Source organism: Myxococcus sp. RHSTA-1-4, from assembly GCF_020037125.1.
Taxonomy (GTDB): Bacteria; Myxococcota; Myxococcia; order Myxococcales; family Myxococcaceae; genus Myxococcus.
Window position 1 is genome coordinate 17,920 of the sequence record NZ_JAIQDG010000004.1, and the last position, 14,271, is coordinate 32,190.

Annotated in this window: 18 protein-coding genes; 8 read left to right on the forward strand and 10 right to left on the reverse strand. The window is 70.9% G+C overall.

Annotated features, from left to right (window positions below; genetic code table 11):
• The first annotated feature begins 69 nt into the window (after nt 1-69).
• Entirely contained in the window at nt 70-1,032 is a 963-nt protein-coding gene (locus tag K8638_RS07710) for a hypothetical protein (protein ID WP_223753784.1), read from the forward strand.
• Nucleotides 1,033-1,059: 27 nt separating this feature from the next.
• On the forward strand, nt 1,060-1,494 hold the full coding sequence (locus K8638_RS07715; RefSeq protein ID WP_223753785.1) for a type III secretion system chaperone: 435 nt from the start codon (nt 1,060-1,062) through the stop codon (nt 1,492-1,494).
• Between the two features lie 52 nt (nt 1,495-1,546).
• Here the strand turns inward: K8638_RS07715 and K8638_RS07720 are convergent, their stop codons facing one another.
• The 3 genes from K8638_RS07720 to K8638_RS07730 are packed head-to-tail and all read right to left on the reverse strand — an operon-like array spanning nt 1,547 to nt 4,717.
• Nucleotides 1,547-2,743, reverse strand: coding sequence for a class I SAM-dependent rRNA methyltransferase (locus K8638_RS07720; RefSeq protein ID WP_223753786.1), 1,197 nt, complete (start codon nt 2,741-2,743; stop codon nt 1,547-1,549).
• A gap of 4 nt (nt 2,744-2,747) precedes the next feature.
• Complete coding sequence (locus tag K8638_RS07725) at nt 2,748-3,575, reverse strand: HAD-IIB family hydrolase (RefSeq protein WP_223753787.1); 828 nt, start codon at nt 3,573-3,575, stop codon at nt 2,748-2,750.
• Nucleotides 3,575-4,717 carry a hypothetical protein gene (locus K8638_RS07730; RefSeq protein ID WP_223753788.1) on the reverse strand — a complete coding sequence of 381 codons (1,143 nt, stop codon included), beginning with the start codon at nt 4,715-4,717 and terminating at the stop codon, nt 3,575-3,577. The genes K8638_RS07725 and K8638_RS07730 overlap by 1 nt, the downstream gene beginning before the upstream one ends.
• A gap of 90 nt (nt 4,718-4,807) precedes the next feature.
• Between K8638_RS07730 and corA the strand changes: the two genes are divergently transcribed.
• The gene (corA, locus tag K8638_RS07735) at nt 4,808-5,752 is read left to right on the forward strand and encodes a magnesium/cobalt transporter CorA (protein WP_223753789.1); all 945 of its coding nucleotides are present in this window, start codon (nt 4,808-4,810) and stop codon (nt 5,750-5,752) included.
• Between the two features lie 19 nt (nt 5,753-5,771).
• Nucleotides 5,772-6,569 carry an alpha/beta fold hydrolase gene (locus K8638_RS07740; RefSeq protein ID WP_223753790.1) on the forward strand — a complete coding sequence of 266 codons (798 nt, stop codon included), beginning with the start codon at nt 5,772-5,774 and terminating at the stop codon, nt 6,567-6,569.
• A gap of 41 nt (nt 6,570-6,610) precedes the next feature.
• Here the strand turns inward: K8638_RS07740 and K8638_RS07745 are convergent, their stop codons facing one another.
• The 7 genes from K8638_RS07745 to K8638_RS07775 form a co-directional block, all read right to left on the reverse strand.
• Nucleotides 6,611-6,988 carry a hypothetical protein gene (locus K8638_RS07745; RefSeq protein ID WP_223753791.1) on the reverse strand — a complete coding sequence of 126 codons (378 nt, stop codon included), beginning with the start codon at nt 6,986-6,988 and terminating at the stop codon, nt 6,611-6,613.
• Between the two features lie 36 nt (nt 6,989-7,024).
• Nucleotides 7,025-8,029: a dipeptidase gene (locus K8638_RS07750; protein ID WP_223753792.1), complete on the reverse strand. Its 1,005-nt coding sequence runs from the start codon at nt 8,027-8,029 to the stop codon at nt 7,025-7,027.
• 93 nt (nt 8,030-8,122) lie between these two features.
• Nucleotides 8,123-9,253, reverse strand: coding sequence for a serine/threonine-protein kinase (locus K8638_RS07755; protein ID WP_223753793.1), 1,131 nt, complete (start codon nt 9,251-9,253; stop codon nt 8,123-8,125).
• A gap of 198 nt (nt 9,254-9,451) precedes the next feature.
• Nucleotides 9,452-10,018 (reverse strand): hypothetical protein, encoded by a 567-nt coding sequence (locus K8638_RS07760; RefSeq protein ID WP_223753794.1) that lies wholly within the window; start codon nt 10,016-10,018, stop codon nt 9,452-9,454.
• Nucleotides 10,019-10,277: 259 nt separating this feature from the next.
• Entirely contained in the window at nt 10,278-10,820 is a 543-nt protein-coding gene (locus K8638_RS07765) for a hypothetical protein (protein ID WP_223753795.1), read from the reverse strand.
• Nucleotides 10,821-10,828: 8 nt separating this feature from the next.
• Complete coding sequence (locus K8638_RS07770; protein ID WP_223753796.1) at nt 10,829-11,062, reverse strand: hypothetical protein; 234 nt, start codon at nt 11,060-11,062, stop codon at nt 10,829-10,831.
• Between the two features lie 11 nt (nt 11,063-11,073).
• Complete coding sequence (locus K8638_RS07775) at nt 11,074-11,499, reverse strand: hypothetical protein (RefSeq protein ID WP_223753797.1); 426 nt, start codon at nt 11,497-11,499, stop codon at nt 11,074-11,076.
• A gap of 75 nt (nt 11,500-11,574) precedes the next feature.
• Between K8638_RS07775 and thiS the strand changes: the two genes are divergently transcribed.
• The 4 genes from thiS to K8638_RS07795 are packed head-to-tail and all read left to right on the forward strand — an operon-like array spanning nt 11,575 to nt 14,253.
• Nucleotides 11,575-11,775 carry a sulfur carrier protein ThiS gene (thiS, locus tag K8638_RS07780; RefSeq protein WP_223753798.1) on the forward strand — a complete coding sequence of 67 codons (201 nt, stop codon included), beginning with the start codon at nt 11,575-11,577 and terminating at the stop codon, nt 11,773-11,775.
• A gap of 9 nt (nt 11,776-11,784) precedes the next feature.
• On the forward strand, nt 11,785-12,570 hold the full coding sequence (locus K8638_RS07785; RefSeq protein WP_223753799.1) for a thiazole synthase: 786 nt from the start codon (nt 11,785-11,787) through the stop codon (nt 12,568-12,570).
• Between the two features lie 13 nt (nt 12,571-12,583).
• Nucleotides 12,584-13,225 carry a thiamine phosphate synthase gene (locus K8638_RS07790; protein ID WP_223753800.1) on the forward strand — a complete coding sequence of 214 codons (642 nt, stop codon included), beginning with the start codon at nt 12,584-12,586 and terminating at the stop codon, nt 13,223-13,225.
• On the forward strand, nt 13,222-14,253 hold the full coding sequence (locus K8638_RS07795) for a hypothetical protein (RefSeq protein WP_370643932.1): 1,032 nt from the start codon (nt 13,222-13,224) through the stop codon (nt 14,251-14,253). Before K8638_RS07790 ends, K8638_RS07795 begins: the two co-directional genes overlap by 4 nt.
• Nucleotides 14,254-14,271: the final 18 nt, after the last annotated feature.

Sequence of the window (14,271 nt, forward strand, 5' to 3'; positions counted from 1 at the left end):
GCTCCCGGAGACAATGCGGAAACGGCGTTTCTTGTCCTCCCCCGAGCATTGCGCAGGAGCCCCCCCGCCATGAGCCTCATCGATCGCACCCGGAACCTGTTCCAGAAGGTCGGCACCGGTACCCAGAACACCGCGGCCAGGGTCCAGACGGGGGCGACGCAGGCCGCGAACACGGTGAAGACGACCGCGGAGAACGTGGGCCAGAAGCTCAACACGGTGGTGGACGGCTTCGAAAGCAAGTCCACGAAGGCCACCAGCACCGTGGCCGGCGTCTTCACCGCTCCGAAGGGCGCGAAGGACAAGGTCTACGACGGCAAGCTGGTGGGCGCGGGCGGCCAGACGTTCGAGCCCGGCACACCGCTGAGCCAGATTCCCGCCGTCACCCCGCGCAACAACCCGAACGCGACGGCCACGGTCATCTACGTCAACGGCATCTCCACCGACAAGAACGGCCAGTCCGGTGAGCTGCAGTCCATCGCGGACCGCACGGGCATGAGGGCCATCGGCATCCACAACGCCACCGAGGGCGTGGTCTCCGACCTCATCCAGTGCGTGAAGGACAAGCTGGGCAAGGGCCACAACCCCGCGGTGGACACGCTGGCGGACACCCTCTACTCCGAGCTGAAGGCGGGCCGCTCGGTGCACCTGATGGGCTACAGCCACGGCGGGCTCATCACCTCGCGGGCACTCAAGGACGTGGCCAACCGGCTGCGCATCGAAGATGGGATGTCCAAGGCCCAGGTCGAGCAGACGATGAGCAGGCTCAACGTGGAGACGTTCGGCGCCGCCGCCGCCCGGTACCCGGACGGCCCCAACTACGTGCACTACGTCAACGACAAGGACATCGTCCCCACCCTCTTCGGCCTGGGCGGCAGCGGCAAGAGCCCGCTGGACTTCCTTCGCGACGCGGGCAAGGGCGCCAAGGTGCACTACTTCTCCGAGAAGAACATGTTCAGCGGCGCCCACGCGCTGGCCGACACGTACATGAAGCACCGGGTCCCCTTCGACGAGGCCCGCGCCGGCCGCTTCTGACCCTCGGGACGTGATATCTAGAGTCCCATGAGGATCGACGAGGCGCAGTGGCTGGTGCAGTCCTTCATGCGGGCCCACGGCGAGAATCTGAGCCCGGGCCTCAACCCCCAGGGCTTCGGCGGCGCCGCGGTGGGTGACGCGCAGATCTACTTCGAGTTCGTCCCCAAGACGGGCGAACTGAAGTGCAGCGCGCTCATCTACCGCTTCCGCGATGCCCCCCGTCCCGGCGTGCTCGAGGGCTTCCGCGACGAGGAGAAGGCCGGTACGGACACCGGCGGCGGCGCGGTGGACTTCGAGCAGGAGAGCAAGAGCCTCTTCCTCAGCCGCACGTACACGGCCGCCCCGCCGGACAAGGCGTCCTTCACGGAAGACATGAACCGGCTGATGGGCGCGAGCCTCGCCTGGGGCGAGGGCGTGTTCGACCGCGTCGCCACGAAGGTGAACGCCGCCGCGAAGAAGTAGGACTGCGCCACGCCGTGCTTCAGGGCCCGGGAGTCTCCCGGGCCCTGGCCCGCTACACCGACTGCAGCACGTAGAACTTGAGGTACTTCCCCTCCGGGAACTGCAGGCGCACCGGGTGGTCCGGCGGCTGGTAGCGCTCCTCGACGAGCGCCAGGTCCACGCCGGCCTTGAAGCTCGCCTCGCGCACCGCGCCCATGAAGTCGAGCGGGCTCACGCGCGCCGAGCAGGACGCCGTGGCCAGCAGGCCCCCCGGCCGCAGGATGCCCAGCGCCTGCCGGTTGAGGGACGCATAGCCGTCGATGGCCGCCTGCACCGCGCGCTGGCTCTTCGCGAAGGCCGGCGGGTCCAGGATGATGAGGTCGAAGGTGCGGCCCTCTTCCTTGAAGGACTGGATGATCTTGAAGACATCCGCCGCCAGGAAGTCGTGCTTCTCCGCCGGCAGCCCGTTGCGCGTGAAGTTCTCACGGGCCAGGGCGATGGCGTCCGGGTCCAGGTCCACGCTGAACACGCTGTTGGCCCCGCCCAGCGCCGCGTTGACGGAGAAGCCGCCGCTGAAGCTGAAGCAGTTCAGCACGTCCCGGCCCTTCGCCAGCCGGCGGATGAGGTAGCGGTTCTCCCGCTGGTCCAGGAAGAAGCCCGTCTTCTGCCCGCGCCACGCGTCCACCAGGAAGGTGGCCCCGCGCTCGCGGATGGCAATCTGCTCCGGCGCCTCGTGCCCGTACAGCATCTTCCCCGAGCCGCGGCCCTCGTCCTCGTCCACGTCGTCGCGCCCCACCTCGTCGCGGCCGATGACGCCCTTCAGCCCCGGCACGCCCGCCTTCAGCGCCTCCAGGATGAGCGGCCGGTAGGGCGTCAGGCCCGCCGAGTACAGCTTCATCACCGCCCAGCCCGCGTAGAGGTCCACCACCACACCCGGCAGGCCGTCGCCCTCGCCATGAATCAGGCGGTAGCTGTCCGTGTCGGTCAGGTCGATGAGGGCCTGGCGCCCGGCCAGCGCCTGCCGCACCCGCCGGGTGATGAAGGCCGCGTCGACCGCCTCGCGCGCATCCCGCGTCAGCACGCGCACGGCGATGGCGGAGTGCGGGTCGTAGTACCCGCGCGCCACGAACTTCCCGTTCTCCGTCAGGTCCACCACGCAGCCGGGCGGAATCTTCGGCACATGCTCCAGCGCCTTGCGGAACACCCACGGGTGCCCCGCGCGCAGGTGGCGCCCCAGTCCTCGCGCCAGCTCCAGCTTCACGACATTCACGATTTCACTCCTCACGGGCCGCACGGCCCCGACGGGCGAGGATGGCTCGCGCCAGCTCCTCGAAGCCCCGCCCCTCCGCCGCCCGGGTGATGAAGGCCGGTGGCGCGTCAATCCGGTCCAGCACGGACCTCACGTTGGCCACCCCGACGCCCAGTGCAAATGCAGCGAACATCGGGGCGTCGTTGAAAGAATCCCCCGCGTAGACGTAGCGCCCGTCCTTCGGGTCCAGCCGCTCGCCCCACGCCACCTTCGCGAAGCGCCGCGTGGCGCTCAGCTTGTCGAACCGGCCCAGCCAGCAGTTGACGTGCACCGACGAGCGCACCGCCGTCACCCCGCGCGCAGCCAGCAGCGCCTCGATGCGCGACGCCCCCGCGTCCCCCAGCCGTGCCTCTTCGTTGTAGTCCACGGCCAGGTCCACCTCCGTGTACGCGCTGTCCAGCGACAGCCGCGCACCGGGCACCTGCCGCAGCACCCGCCCCACCTCGGCCTGGAGCCGCCGCCGGTTCGCCGCCCGCTCGGCCGGCGCCTCCGCGTACACCTTCCGCATCCGCCCGTGCTTCCCCCGTAGGAAGAACAGGCCCCCGTTCTCCACGATGACCCCGTCCACGGGGAGCTGCCGTGCCCACGCCTCGCCCCACCCCGCCGGCCGCCCACTCACCAGCACCACGTGCAGGCCGGAGGCGGACAGGCGCTCGAGCGCCCGCACCGTGTCCGAGCGCAGCCTGTGCCCGGTGGTGAGCGTGCCATCCACGTCGGTGAAGACGCCCTTCACACGGGACAGGTCCGCCTCGCGCAGCGGGCGCGGGAGTGCCACCTTGCTGGGGGCCGTCATCACATCACGTCCAGCGAGGCCAACAGCCCCTGGAAGGTCTCGATGGTGTTCTTCAGCTCGGGCGCGGGGAGCTGACCGATCTGCAGCTTGCGCGCCTTGCGCAGGAAGGCATCCAGCTCCCCGTCCCTCCCGTAGAGGGACTGGGCGCTGCTGGCCGCCTCCGCCAGGGCCTTGGCGGCGCCCGCCAGGTCCGAGCCCACCAGCGACAGGGCCCGCTCCAGCCGCACGCCACAGGAGGCCCACACCTCACGGTCATGGATGATGAGGACCTGCCGCTGGTTCACCGCGGACAGGCCGCGCACGAACTCGTCGAGCTGCTCCACCACCGCCACCAGCTCCGGCCTGGCGGGGTTGGGAAGGATGGCCAGCCGGCCCACCTCGGCGCGCATCTCCACGATGCGGCGCTTGTCCTGCGCGCGCAGGTTCCGGTACGCGGCCGTGCGGCCGAAGGCGTCCAGCTCCGTCTGGAGCTGCTGCGCGTTCCACTGGACGTCCTCGGGCTCGGCCTCGCGCACCTTCTTGAGCCGCGCGGCAATGATGCGGGCCAGGTCGGAGGTGATGGCGCGCACCGTCACGGCGGCCTTCACCTCCACCTCGTAGCCGGGCACCACCTGCGCCCGCGTCACCTCGCCGAAGGTGCTCACCGACTCGAACACCAGGTTGCTCATCTGCTCGCGGAAGCGGGCGCGGAAGCGCTGGATCTCCGACAGCAGCGTCCACCGGTCACTCACCACGGACGGGTTGCGCATGGCCTCGCCGAGCTGGGTGACGCCCTGGGCGATCTGCCGCATGGCCTCCTGGAGCACGCCGGCCGAGCCTTCCATGCCCTTGGCGGACGGGCCGGCCGCGCCCGTGGCCACCGGAAACTCCTCGCGGATGACGTTGAGCAGCGCGTTCACGTCCACCACCGTGTCGCGGATGACGGGCGCCATCTCCTCCCACAGCGACAGGTCCGGGGACGAGTCCACGACGGGCGTCTCGTACTTCACCAGGTCCATGTCACTCAGCCGGGCGATGGCCTGGGCCGCGGCGGCGTACACCTTGCGCAGCCGGCCGGCGAACGCGCGGTCGGGGATGGACTTCAGGATTGCTTCGAGCCTCGGGGACAGCGAGGCCTGTGGGGTCTCTGCGGCTTCGGACACGGGCGGGTACTCTACTAGCGCTCGACTTCCGCGCGGGGGAGTTCTAGCACTCGGTTCCAGGCGGGGCCGCCTCTTCGGGAGCGCTACGGGATGATCCAGGTCTGTCTGTTGAAGGACGGTCAGGTGGTCAGCGGGGGGGAGGAGCTCCTCTCCCAGGACGGCCGGAAGTGGATCGACGTACAGCAGCCGACCGAGGAGGTGTTGAACCGCCTGGCCGAGCGGTTCGGCCTGCACAAGCTGGCCGTGGAGGACTGCCTGCACCTGGACCAGCGGCCCAAGCTGGAGGAATACCCCAACCACCAGTTCATCGTCCTCCAGGGTTTCACCACCGCCACCAAGGACGTGTGTGACCTGACGCTGCACGAGCACCACTTCTTCCTGGCCCCGGAGTGGATCATCAGCGTCCACGACTTCCCCTTCGCCGGGTTCGACGCGGTGATGAAGCGCGTGCGGGACGACCCGAAGGCGACGCTGGAGCGGGGGACGGACTTCATCCTCTACATGCTGGCGGACGGGCTGGTGGACGCGCAGTTCCCCATCCTGGACGCGTTCAGCGACGAGCTGGAGGACCTGGAGGTCGCCATCTTCGAGAAGGTGGAGCCCCAGCAGCTCCAGCGCATCTTCGAGATGAAGCGGATGCTGGTGCAGGTCCGCCGGGTGCTGTCGCCCCAGCGGGACGTGGTGGGCCTGCTGTCCCGGCGGGGCATCGTCCACGTCAACGAGCGGACGACGCTCTACTTTCGCGACGTGTATGACCACCTGGTGCGGCTGTACGAGCAGATCGACGCGGGCCGCGACATCCTGGGCAACGTGATGGACGGCTACCTGTCCATGGTGGCCAACAAGACGAACGACATCACCAAGCAGCTCACCATCTTCGCCACCCTCTTCCTGCCGCTGTCGTTCATCGTCGGGTTCTTCGGGCAGAACTTCGAGGCGCTGTCATCGACTGGCTACTACTACGCCATGTGGGTGATGATCATCGGGTTCCCGGTGGCGCTCGTCCTGTGGTTCAAGCACAAGCAGTGGCTCTGACGTCTCCGGGAGGCGAACGATGCTGACGGTGTCCGTGGATGGAATCCCCCTGCACTACCGCGACGTGGGCCAGGGGCCTCCCGTGCTGTTGCTGCACGCCTTCCCGCTCAGCGGGGACGCGTTCGACAAGCAGGTGAAGGCGCTGTCGGGGCGCTATCGCTTCATCCTCCCGGACCACCGGGGCTTCGGGCAGAGCAAGCTGGGCGACGGGCCCACGGAGATGTCGCGCATCGCCCGGGACACGCTGGCGCTGCTGGACTCGCTGAAGCTCGACCGGGTGGTGGTGGGCGGCGTGTCCATGGGCGGCTACGCGGCCATGGCCCTGCTGCGAGAGGACGCGGGCCGGGTGGCCGGGCTGGTGCTGGTGGACACGCAGGCCAGCGCGGACGACGCCGCCGGGAAGGAGCGCCGGGAGGCCTCCGCGAAGGAGGCGCTGGAGAAGGGCGTGGACCCGCTCGTCCAGACGCTGCTGCCCAGGCTGGTGGCGACCGGGCCGGACTCACCGGTGGGGCGCGAGGTGGAGGCGCTGATGCGCACGGCCTCGCGCGAGGGCATCGCCGCGGCCCAGAGGGGCATGGCGCTGCGGCCGGACAGCAAGGACATCCTGGCGCGCTACGCCGGCCCGGCGCTGGTGGTGGTGGGCGAGCACGACGCCATCACCCCGCTGGAGAAGGCAAAGGCCATGGCGGACCTCATCTCCGGCGCCCGGCTGGAGGTGATTCCCGGGGCCGCGCACCTGCCCAACCAGGAGCAGCCGGAGCGGTTCAACGCGGTGCTGGACAGCTTCCTGTCGTCCCTGCGGTACGGAGATTCCTGACGGCCCGGGGAAAACGCCCGGGCCTCGGAGGCTCAACGGACTCAGGGCTGGCAGGTCACCTGCTCATTGGTGACCGAGCACGAGGAGCAGGTGGCCGTCTCCTCCAGCACGCCCTGCCGGCACTCCAGCACGGCCAGCCCGTCCGCGCGGCACAGCCCCTTGCCCTCGGCGCTGGAGGCGCAGGCATCACCGGCCCGGTTGTTCGTCGTGTCACAGCGCACGGCGTCGTCCGTCTCGCGGCAGCCGAGCGGGCCGCGGCAGGGGACCTCCCGCCAGACACCGCCCCGGCACTCCAGTGCGAGGACGTCTTCCTGGCAGACGAAGCCGCTCCCCTCACAGCTATCTCCCGCGCTCTGACCGCAGCCGGCGAGGAGGAGGGAGGCAACAAGGGACACAGCGGCGAAAGAGAGACGGTTCATGGGCTCCGGCCAATATTTCGAGCGTCCCGCTCCGGGTCAACCACCCAGTGTCTCATGGAAGAAACGCCGGAAGTTTCCACCCATGACACGTTCCACCCAGGACTCCGGATGCCGCCGCAACAGGGCCTCGGTGAGCAGATGCAGGTCCGTGACGTCCTTCATCCCCCTGGGCAGCGGCACCATGCCGTCGTAATCGGAGCCCAGCCCCACCCCGCCCTCGCCCATGACGTCCACGGCATGCTCGATGTGGCGGACCACGTCGTCCACCGCGTCCCCGCCCAGGTACACGGGGGCGAAGATGATGCCCACCACCCCACCCCGGTCCGCGATTCGGCGCAGGGACGCGTCGGTGAGGTTGCGCCAGCCGCCCCCCGCCGCCCGCACCCCCGTGTGTGAACAGAAGAACCGCACCGTGGGGTGGGCGAAGAGGTCCTCCAGCGTGCGCTCCGAGGCATGGGCCACGTCCACGCTGAGGCCCACGCGGGCCATCTCCTCCATCACCTCGTGGCCCAGCGGCGTCAGGCCCCGGTTGCCCATCATGGGGAACGAGGAGCCCCCCAGGTCATTGTTGGACAGGTGGGTGAGGCCCATGAAGCGCACGCCGCGCCGGTGCAGCTCCGCCAGCCGTTCCACCCGGCCTTCGATGGCATGTCCCCCCTCCACGCCCAGCACCGCGGACAGCCTTCCCTGGGCGAGGTTGTCCTCCAGCGCGGCCCCGGTGGTGGTGATGCGCGCGGCATCCCCGGAGGCGCGGCAGAACGCCTCCATGCGCTCTATCTGCCACAGGGCGCGCGTCCACTCGCTCGCGCGTGCCTCGCGAGGCCAGCCCCGCCACGCGGCGAACACCGGGAAGCCTCCGATGAAGGGGAAGCCCCGGGTGACGATGGTGAAGCACTGCAGCTTCACCCCCGCCTCCCGCAGGCGGGGGAAGTCGACATGTCCCTCCTCGGAGCGGGCGCACAGGTCGCGGTTCCACATGAGGGAGTCCGCGTGTCCGTCCGCGATGCACCAGCGCTGGTGGAGCTCGTTCACGTCACCCATGCGCGGCAGTCTGCCCGGCCGGGAGCGCGAGACAAGCGCCACCCGCGCCCTGGCGCCAGTGTCCGACACGAATGCGTGCTTCCAGGCCCCCGCTCATGACTCCGGCGTGGACGCCGGCCGGTGGGAGTGAGGCGGCGCGGAGTCCTCCCACCGCAGCACGTCCGCGGACCGGCGGCGGGAGCGGGCATCACGGCGCACCTGGGCGGCCTCGCGCTCGGCCTCACGGGGGCCGTAGGTGTAGCCCAGCCCGGCCAGCACGCCGCGCAGCGCGTCCCTCAGCTCCAGCCCCGACTGGAAGCGTTCGGAAGGCTCACGCCGGAGCAGCCGCCCGAGGATGGCGCGCATGGAGCCGGACAGCCCCTGCGTGGCGCGCTCCACGTGCTCCGGGGTGAGGCACGCCATGCGCGCCGCCATCATGGGCGCGGGCAGCCAGCTGGGCACCTCCGCGAGCAGCGACTCCGCCTCCGGGAGGGGGCCGGTGGCCAGCGCGGCGCGCTCCACGTCCTCCAGGTCCAGCAGGTGCAGTCCGGTGAGCAGCTCCAGCAGCACCACGCCCAGGGAGAACAGGTCCGAGCGCCCGTCCAGGGGCCGGCGCATGAGCGCCTCCGGGGAGGCATACGCGAGGTCCCCCCGGACGACATGGCCCTCCGTGCCCACGCGGCCCGGCAGCTTCGCCCAGGCCATGGCGAAGTCCGCCAGCTTCACCCGGCCATGCACGTCCAGGCGCAGCGTGCGCGGAGACACGTCCCGGTGCACGATGCCGAGCGGCTGGCCCCGCGCGTCCTCCAGGGTGTGGGCGTGGTGGAGCGCGTCCGCGACCTCCGCGCCCACGTAGGCGCCGAAGGCCTCCGAGAAGGGCCTGCGCCGCAGCGCCGCGAAGCTGGTGAGCGTCTCCAGGCTGTGGCCCTCCACGTACTCCATCACCAGGTGCGGCGAGCCCTCGTGCACGCGCACCAGGAACACCTGGGCGATGGCGGGATGGCTGAGCTGCATGAGCAGCTTGACCTCCTCGCGCAGGCGCGCGCGTCCCTGGGCATCCCCGGCGTCCTGCAACCGCTTGATGACCACGAGGTCACCGGGTGTGTCCGCGTAGTGCCGGCGCGCGAGCAGCATCTCCCCCGGCCCCCGGGGACCGAGGAACCGGACCAGCTCATACGACGTGGCCCCGGTGGAGAAGAGGATGAAGGGCTTGGAAGCGGGGTGCTCCGGGTGGTGGGTGGCCATATGCCTCCTGGGCGGAAAGTCCTCCCCTGGGTTGGGAAGGCGTGAGAAAACCTCACGGGTCCCTCCTACCACCCACGTCCGACACACCCTCCCAACCTCCCAACACGGATTCAGGAATAAAAGGGAACGGCCCCCGCCGGAACGGGAGCCGTCCGAGCCGGCCCGCGAGAAAACGGGCCGGCCACCGCGCCTCGCGGACTACTGCTTCTTCTGCGCCGGCTGGGTGACTGTCAGCTCGCGGGCCACCATGTCCTTGCCCTCCATGACGTAGGAGGCGCGGACCTGGCTCCCCTCGGTGACGTCATCCAGCTTCACCGGGGCGTTGTTCTGCAGGATGCGGGTCTGGTCGTTCGTCTTCAGCTTGATCTGCTTGTTGGTGCTGGTGTCGACCAGGGTGAGCGAGTCACCCTCGGTGGAGAGCACGCGGCCATTCACGCTGGTGGCCGCCGCGGTGGCACCGGCCATGCCGGAGCCCCCCTGCGCCGTGTCCTCGCGCAGCTCCTCCTGCTGCTCGCGCTGGGCCTCGGTGACGTCCTGTTCCTCCTCGCGGACGTCCTGCTGCGCGCTGGCGATCTCCTCCTGCGCCTCCTGCTGCGCGCCGGCCGACTCCTCCTGCGCCTCCTGGCGGGCCTCCGCCGTCTCCTGCTGGGCCTCCTGCTGGGCCTCGGCGACATCGCGTTGCTCGGACTCGACGCTTTCACGCTTGCAACCCGAAACCAGCGCCAGTCCCGCCACCGCGGTGACCGCCATCATGAGCTTGCGCATATCCCTGCTCCTTTCCCTGTGGACCGGAAGGGCGTCTCCCCCGGCGTTGGGCTGAAAGTGAGCGTGGCCTCGGACCTTGAACAGGGCTTGTCAGGAGCGCGGGATGACACAGGGGCACCGGGCCGCACACGGAGCGCCCGGCCGCCCGGCCGCCATGGCGGGAACAAGGCCCTGGGCCGTACCGCGAGTGGGAATGCGCATTCCCACCGGGAGTCCCTGGCCTACCCTCCTCCGGGCACACCGGATGATGTGACTGGCGTCAGGAGCCGCCGTCCGCACCACCGTCGGGGAGGCCCGCGTCCACGCCTCCGTCAACGCACAGCGGGGCGCCCCCTTCCGCCCAGCGGGCGATGAGGGCGCGCTGCTCCGCCGTGGGAATGGGGACGGAGCCCTCCGGCGGCGGCATGTCCTGGAAGACGGACGCGCGCTGCCGGATGCGCTCCGCCTTCGCCCGGGCCCCCGGGACGCCGCCGGCGTCCGGCGCGTAGTAGTCCAGGCGGAAGGTGGAGTTGCCGCTGCCCGAGGTGTCCGCGCCGTGGCACGAACTCACGCAGCTCGCGGCGAGGATGGGCTCGATGTCCGCGCACCACGTGGGCACGGGCCCCGCGTTCACGTCACGGGTGCCCGGCAGGCCCAGCACCTCGCAGGTGCGCCCCTCGCCCGGGCGCGCGGCGACGCAGACGTACGGCTCCGGGCAGTCACTGGCGGACTCGCACTTCTTGCCGGTGAAGTCCGCCACCTCGATGGTGCAGGCCAGGGCCGCGCAGACGGAGAGGGACGCGCTCGCGAGGAGTCTCTTCATGGTGGGGCTCAGCTCCCGGCGTCCGTCCCCGCGTCGGTGCCGGAATCCGCGGTGGAGCGCGGCGGGTAGATGACCTCGCAGCCCCGCTGGCCGTCCGGCCCCTCCACACAGGCGTACGAGGCCGGGCACTCGGAGTCGTCCGTGCACGTACGGCCGGCCACGTCGTCCACTTCGATGGAGCAGGCCGCGGCGGCCAGCACGGCGGCCAGCGCGAGCAGTCGGGGCGGAAGTCGGGCGGACAAGGGGGCCCCGGTCAGAAGCGATAGGTGAGGCTCGCCGCGTCGGCGGCCCGCGGGGGGAGCAGCTCCAGCACCAGCCCGTACAGCACGGCGGCGCCCGCGGTGGCGTGGAGGAGGTTGGCGGTGGCCGCGGCGGTGCGAGCCCGGTCCAGGGTGGCGCGAGCGTCCCGGGCGGACTCCAGGCTCTGGGCGCGCTTCGCCTCTCCCTGGGCGAGGAAGCCCAACCCCAGCCCGCCCAGCGCCAGCACGCCCCCGGCGACGAAGGCGTAGCGGTGGCCATGGAGGACGGGGGCGTCGCGGTGGACCGGCGCATCCAGCATGGCCGGCTCGGAGGCGATGGCGGGCAGGGACAGCGTCAACACCAGCGCGGAGGCGAGATGCCTGCTGGGAGCCATGAGCATGACCGCGAGTATAGCGATGACGCGGGCGGACGCATCCATGGGAGAGCGCGTTGACAGCGCCGGGTGCCCCCTGTAGTCCGTGCCCAGGTCCCTGTCGCAAGGAGCCACGACGCCGTGCAGGTCTGGGTCAACGGAGAGACGCGCGAGGTGCCGGAGGGCATCACCCTCTCGTCGCTGCTGGAGTCGCTCCAGGTGGGCGGTCCCGGCGTGGCCGTGGAGGTGAACGCGGAGGTGGTGCGCCGCGCACGTCATCCCGAGCACCGCCTCCAGCCCGGGGACCGCGTGGAAATCGTCACCTTCGTCGGTGGCGGCTAGGAGATTGCCATGAGCATCCAGGACAAGCCCTTCACCATCGCCGGAGTCACGTTCAGCTCGCGCCTCATCCTCGGCACGGGGAAGTACCCCAGCCACGAGGTCATGAAGCGCTGCCACGAGTCCTCCGGCACGGAGATGGTGACCGTGGCCGTGCGGCGCCTGGACCTGAAGGCCACGGGCGAGGCGTCGCTGATGAACTGGATCGACCGCAACCGCCTGCGCCTGCTGCCCAACACCGCCCTCTGCTACACGGCGGACGACGCGGTGCGCACCTGCCGGCTCGCCGAGGAGCTGGGCATGAGCAAGTGGGTGAAGCTCGAGGTGCTCGGCGACGAGAAGACGCTCTATCCCGACGTCGAGGAGACGGTGAAGGCCGCGCGCATCCTGGTGAAGGAGGGCTTCACCGTGCTGCCCTACACCAGCGACGACCCCATCACCGCGCGCAAGCTGGAGGACGCGGGCTGCGCGGCGGTGATGCCGCTGGCGGCTCCCATCGGCAGCGGCCTGGGCATCCGCAACCCGCACAACATCCGCCTCATCCTGGAGACGGTGAAGGTGCCCGTCATCGTCGACGCGGGCGTGGGCACGGCGTCGGACGCGGCCATCGCCATGGAGCTCGGCGTGGATGCCATCCTGATGAACACGGCCATCGCGGGCGCGAAGGACCCCGTCCGCATGGCGGTGGCCATGAAGAAGGCCGTGGAGGCGGGCCGCGACGCGTACCTCGCCGGCCGCATCCCGAGGAAGGCCTACGGCTCCGCGTCCAGCCCCATCGACGGGCTCGTCCACCAGTAGCCCCCGAGGGCCCGTGGTGGCGCCGCCCGCCCTCCCCCGGCTCGTCGTCATCACCGACTGGCGGCTGCCGCCCGGGCGGCTGCTGGGCGCGCTCGCCCGCGCGCTGGAGGCGGGCCCCGAGGTGGCCGTGCAGCACCGCCACCCGGAGGCCACCGGGCGCCGCTTCCTGGAAGAGGCCCGCCTGCTGGCGGACCTGTGCCGGGAGCGGGGCAACCCGCTGTTCATCAATGGCCGGCTGGACGTGGCGCTGCTCCTCGGCGCGCACCTGCACCTGCCCGCCCAGGGAGCGGCGCCGGAGGACGTGCGCCCCCACCTGCCCTCCGGGCGTCTCATCAGCGCGGCCGTGCATGACATGGAGGAAGCGCGGGCCGCGAGCGGAGCGGACCTGGCGCTGGTGAGCCCGGTGTTCGCCCCCGGCTCCAAGCCCGGGGATACGCGGGCTCAGCTCGGCCCCGACGGCTTCCAGGCCCTGGCGGCCGCCCTGCCCTGCCCCGCGCTGGCGCTCGGCGGCATCACCCCCGAGCGAGCAGGAGACGTGCGGGGCGCCGCGGGCTTCGCGGTCATCTCCGCGGTGCTGGAGGCGGAGGACCCGGCGGCGGCGGCGCGGGCCCTGCTGGCCGCGTGCCCCGCGCAGGCTATGCTGCGCCGACCGTGAGCCCCACCTCCGCCGTCCCCGAGCTGCGCCCCCTCGCCATGGGCGAGATGATCGACCGTGCCGCCACCTTCTGGCGTGCCCACTTCAAGCCGCTCTTCGTGCTGAGCTTCGGCTTCTCGCTGGTGAACTTCATCGCGACGAAGGCCACCACGCTCGCCATCCAGCGTCTGGCCCCGCTGCTCTACTCCGGGGACGCACAGTCCCGCTCGGAGCTGGACCCGATGACGCTCCTGGGCGACGCGGGCGTGGCCATGGCGCTGTGGGCCGTGCTCTTCGTGTTCCTCTTCTGGAGCTACTGGCTGGCCACCCTGACGGCCTCCCGGTACGTGGTGTCGGTGCACCTGGGAGAGCCCGTGCGCCCGGGAGACGCCCTGCGCCGTGCCTTCTCCCGGGTGGGCCCGCTGACGGGCGCCTACGTCATCTCGCTGGGCTGGTCGACACTTGTCACCCTGCTGTTCCTCGTTCCGGGGGCCGTCGTCGCGGGCCTGGGAATCGCGGCGGCGGTCGCCAGCGGCTCCAATGTCCTGGGCGCCGTCCTCGGAGGCGTGGGGGCGCTGCTCGCGGGCCTGGGCCTCATCGCCGCGATGCTCTGGTATTTCCTGCGCTTCCTGCTGCTGCCCCCGGTGATGGCCATGGAGGACGTGGGGGCGTGGGAGGCCTTCCGCCGCTCGGGGGCCCTGCTGTCCGGCCGCGTCGAGCCGGGCTTCCTGGGCCGGGTGGTGGTGCGGGCGATGGTCCTCTACACCGTGATGAGCCTCATCCTCATCTCGGTGCAGCTCGTGTCGCAGATTCCGACCTGGCTGGTGCTGGCGCAATACGGCAGCCCCTTCGACGCGGGGACCCTGTCGCGCACGCCCCAGTACCTGCTGGTCCCCGCGGAGCTGCTGCAGGTCGCCGCGCAGGCGTGCTTCACGCCCATCTACTTCGTCTTCTGCTCCATCTTCTACCTGGACATGCGCGTGCGCCGGGAGGGGCTCGACCTGGAGCGGCGGATGGAAGCGCCGTCCGCCGCGCCCCAGGCCGCCTGACGCCCCCTTCTTCGCGAG

Bases quoted from the DNA above. Each gene is read 5' to 3' on its own strand.
- corA (WP_223753789.1), top strand. From the start codon at position 4,808: ATGATCCAGGTCTGTCTGTTGAAGGACGGTCAGGTGGTCAGCGGGGGG.
- K8638_RS07755 (WP_223753793.1), bottom strand. From the start codon at position 9,253: ATGGCCACCCACCACCCGGAGCACCCCGCTTCCAAGCCCTTCATCCTC.
- K8638_RS07785 (WP_223753799.1), top strand. From the start codon at position 11,785: ATGAGCATCCAGGACAAGCCCTTCACCATCGCCGGAGTCACGTTCAGC.
- K8638_RS07745 (WP_223753791.1), bottom strand. From the start codon at position 6,988: ATGAACCGTCTCTCTTTCGCCGCTGTGTCCCTTGTTGCCTCCCTCCTC.
- K8638_RS07710 (WP_223753784.1), top strand. From the start codon at position 70: ATGAGCCTCATCGATCGCACCCGGAACCTGTTCCAGAAGGTCGGCACC.
- K8638_RS07740 (WP_223753790.1), top strand. From the start codon at position 5,772: ATGCTGACGGTGTCCGTGGATGGAATCCCCCTGCACTACCGCGACGTG.
- K8638_RS07715 (WP_223753785.1), top strand. From the start codon at position 1,060: ATGAGGATCGACGAGGCGCAGTGGCTGGTGCAGTCCTTCATGCGGGCC.
- K8638_RS07775 (WP_223753797.1), bottom strand. From the start codon at position 11,499: ATGGATGCGTCCGCCCGCGTCATCGCTATACTCGCGGTCATGCTCATG.
- K8638_RS07760 (WP_223753794.1), bottom strand. From the start codon at position 10,018: ATGCGCAAGCTCATGATGGCGGTCACCGCGGTGGCGGGACTGGCGCTG.
- K8638_RS07750 (WP_223753792.1), bottom strand. From the start codon at position 8,029: ATGGGTGACGTGAACGAGCTCCACCAGCGCTGGTGCATCGCGGACGGA.
- K8638_RS07765 (WP_223753795.1), bottom strand. From the start codon at position 10,820: ATGAAGAGACTCCTCGCGAGCGCGTCCCTCTCCGTCTGCGCGGCCCTG.
- K8638_RS07725 (WP_223753787.1), bottom strand. From the start codon at position 3,575: ATGACGGCCCCCAGCAAGGTGGCACTCCCGCGCCCGCTGCGCGAGGCG.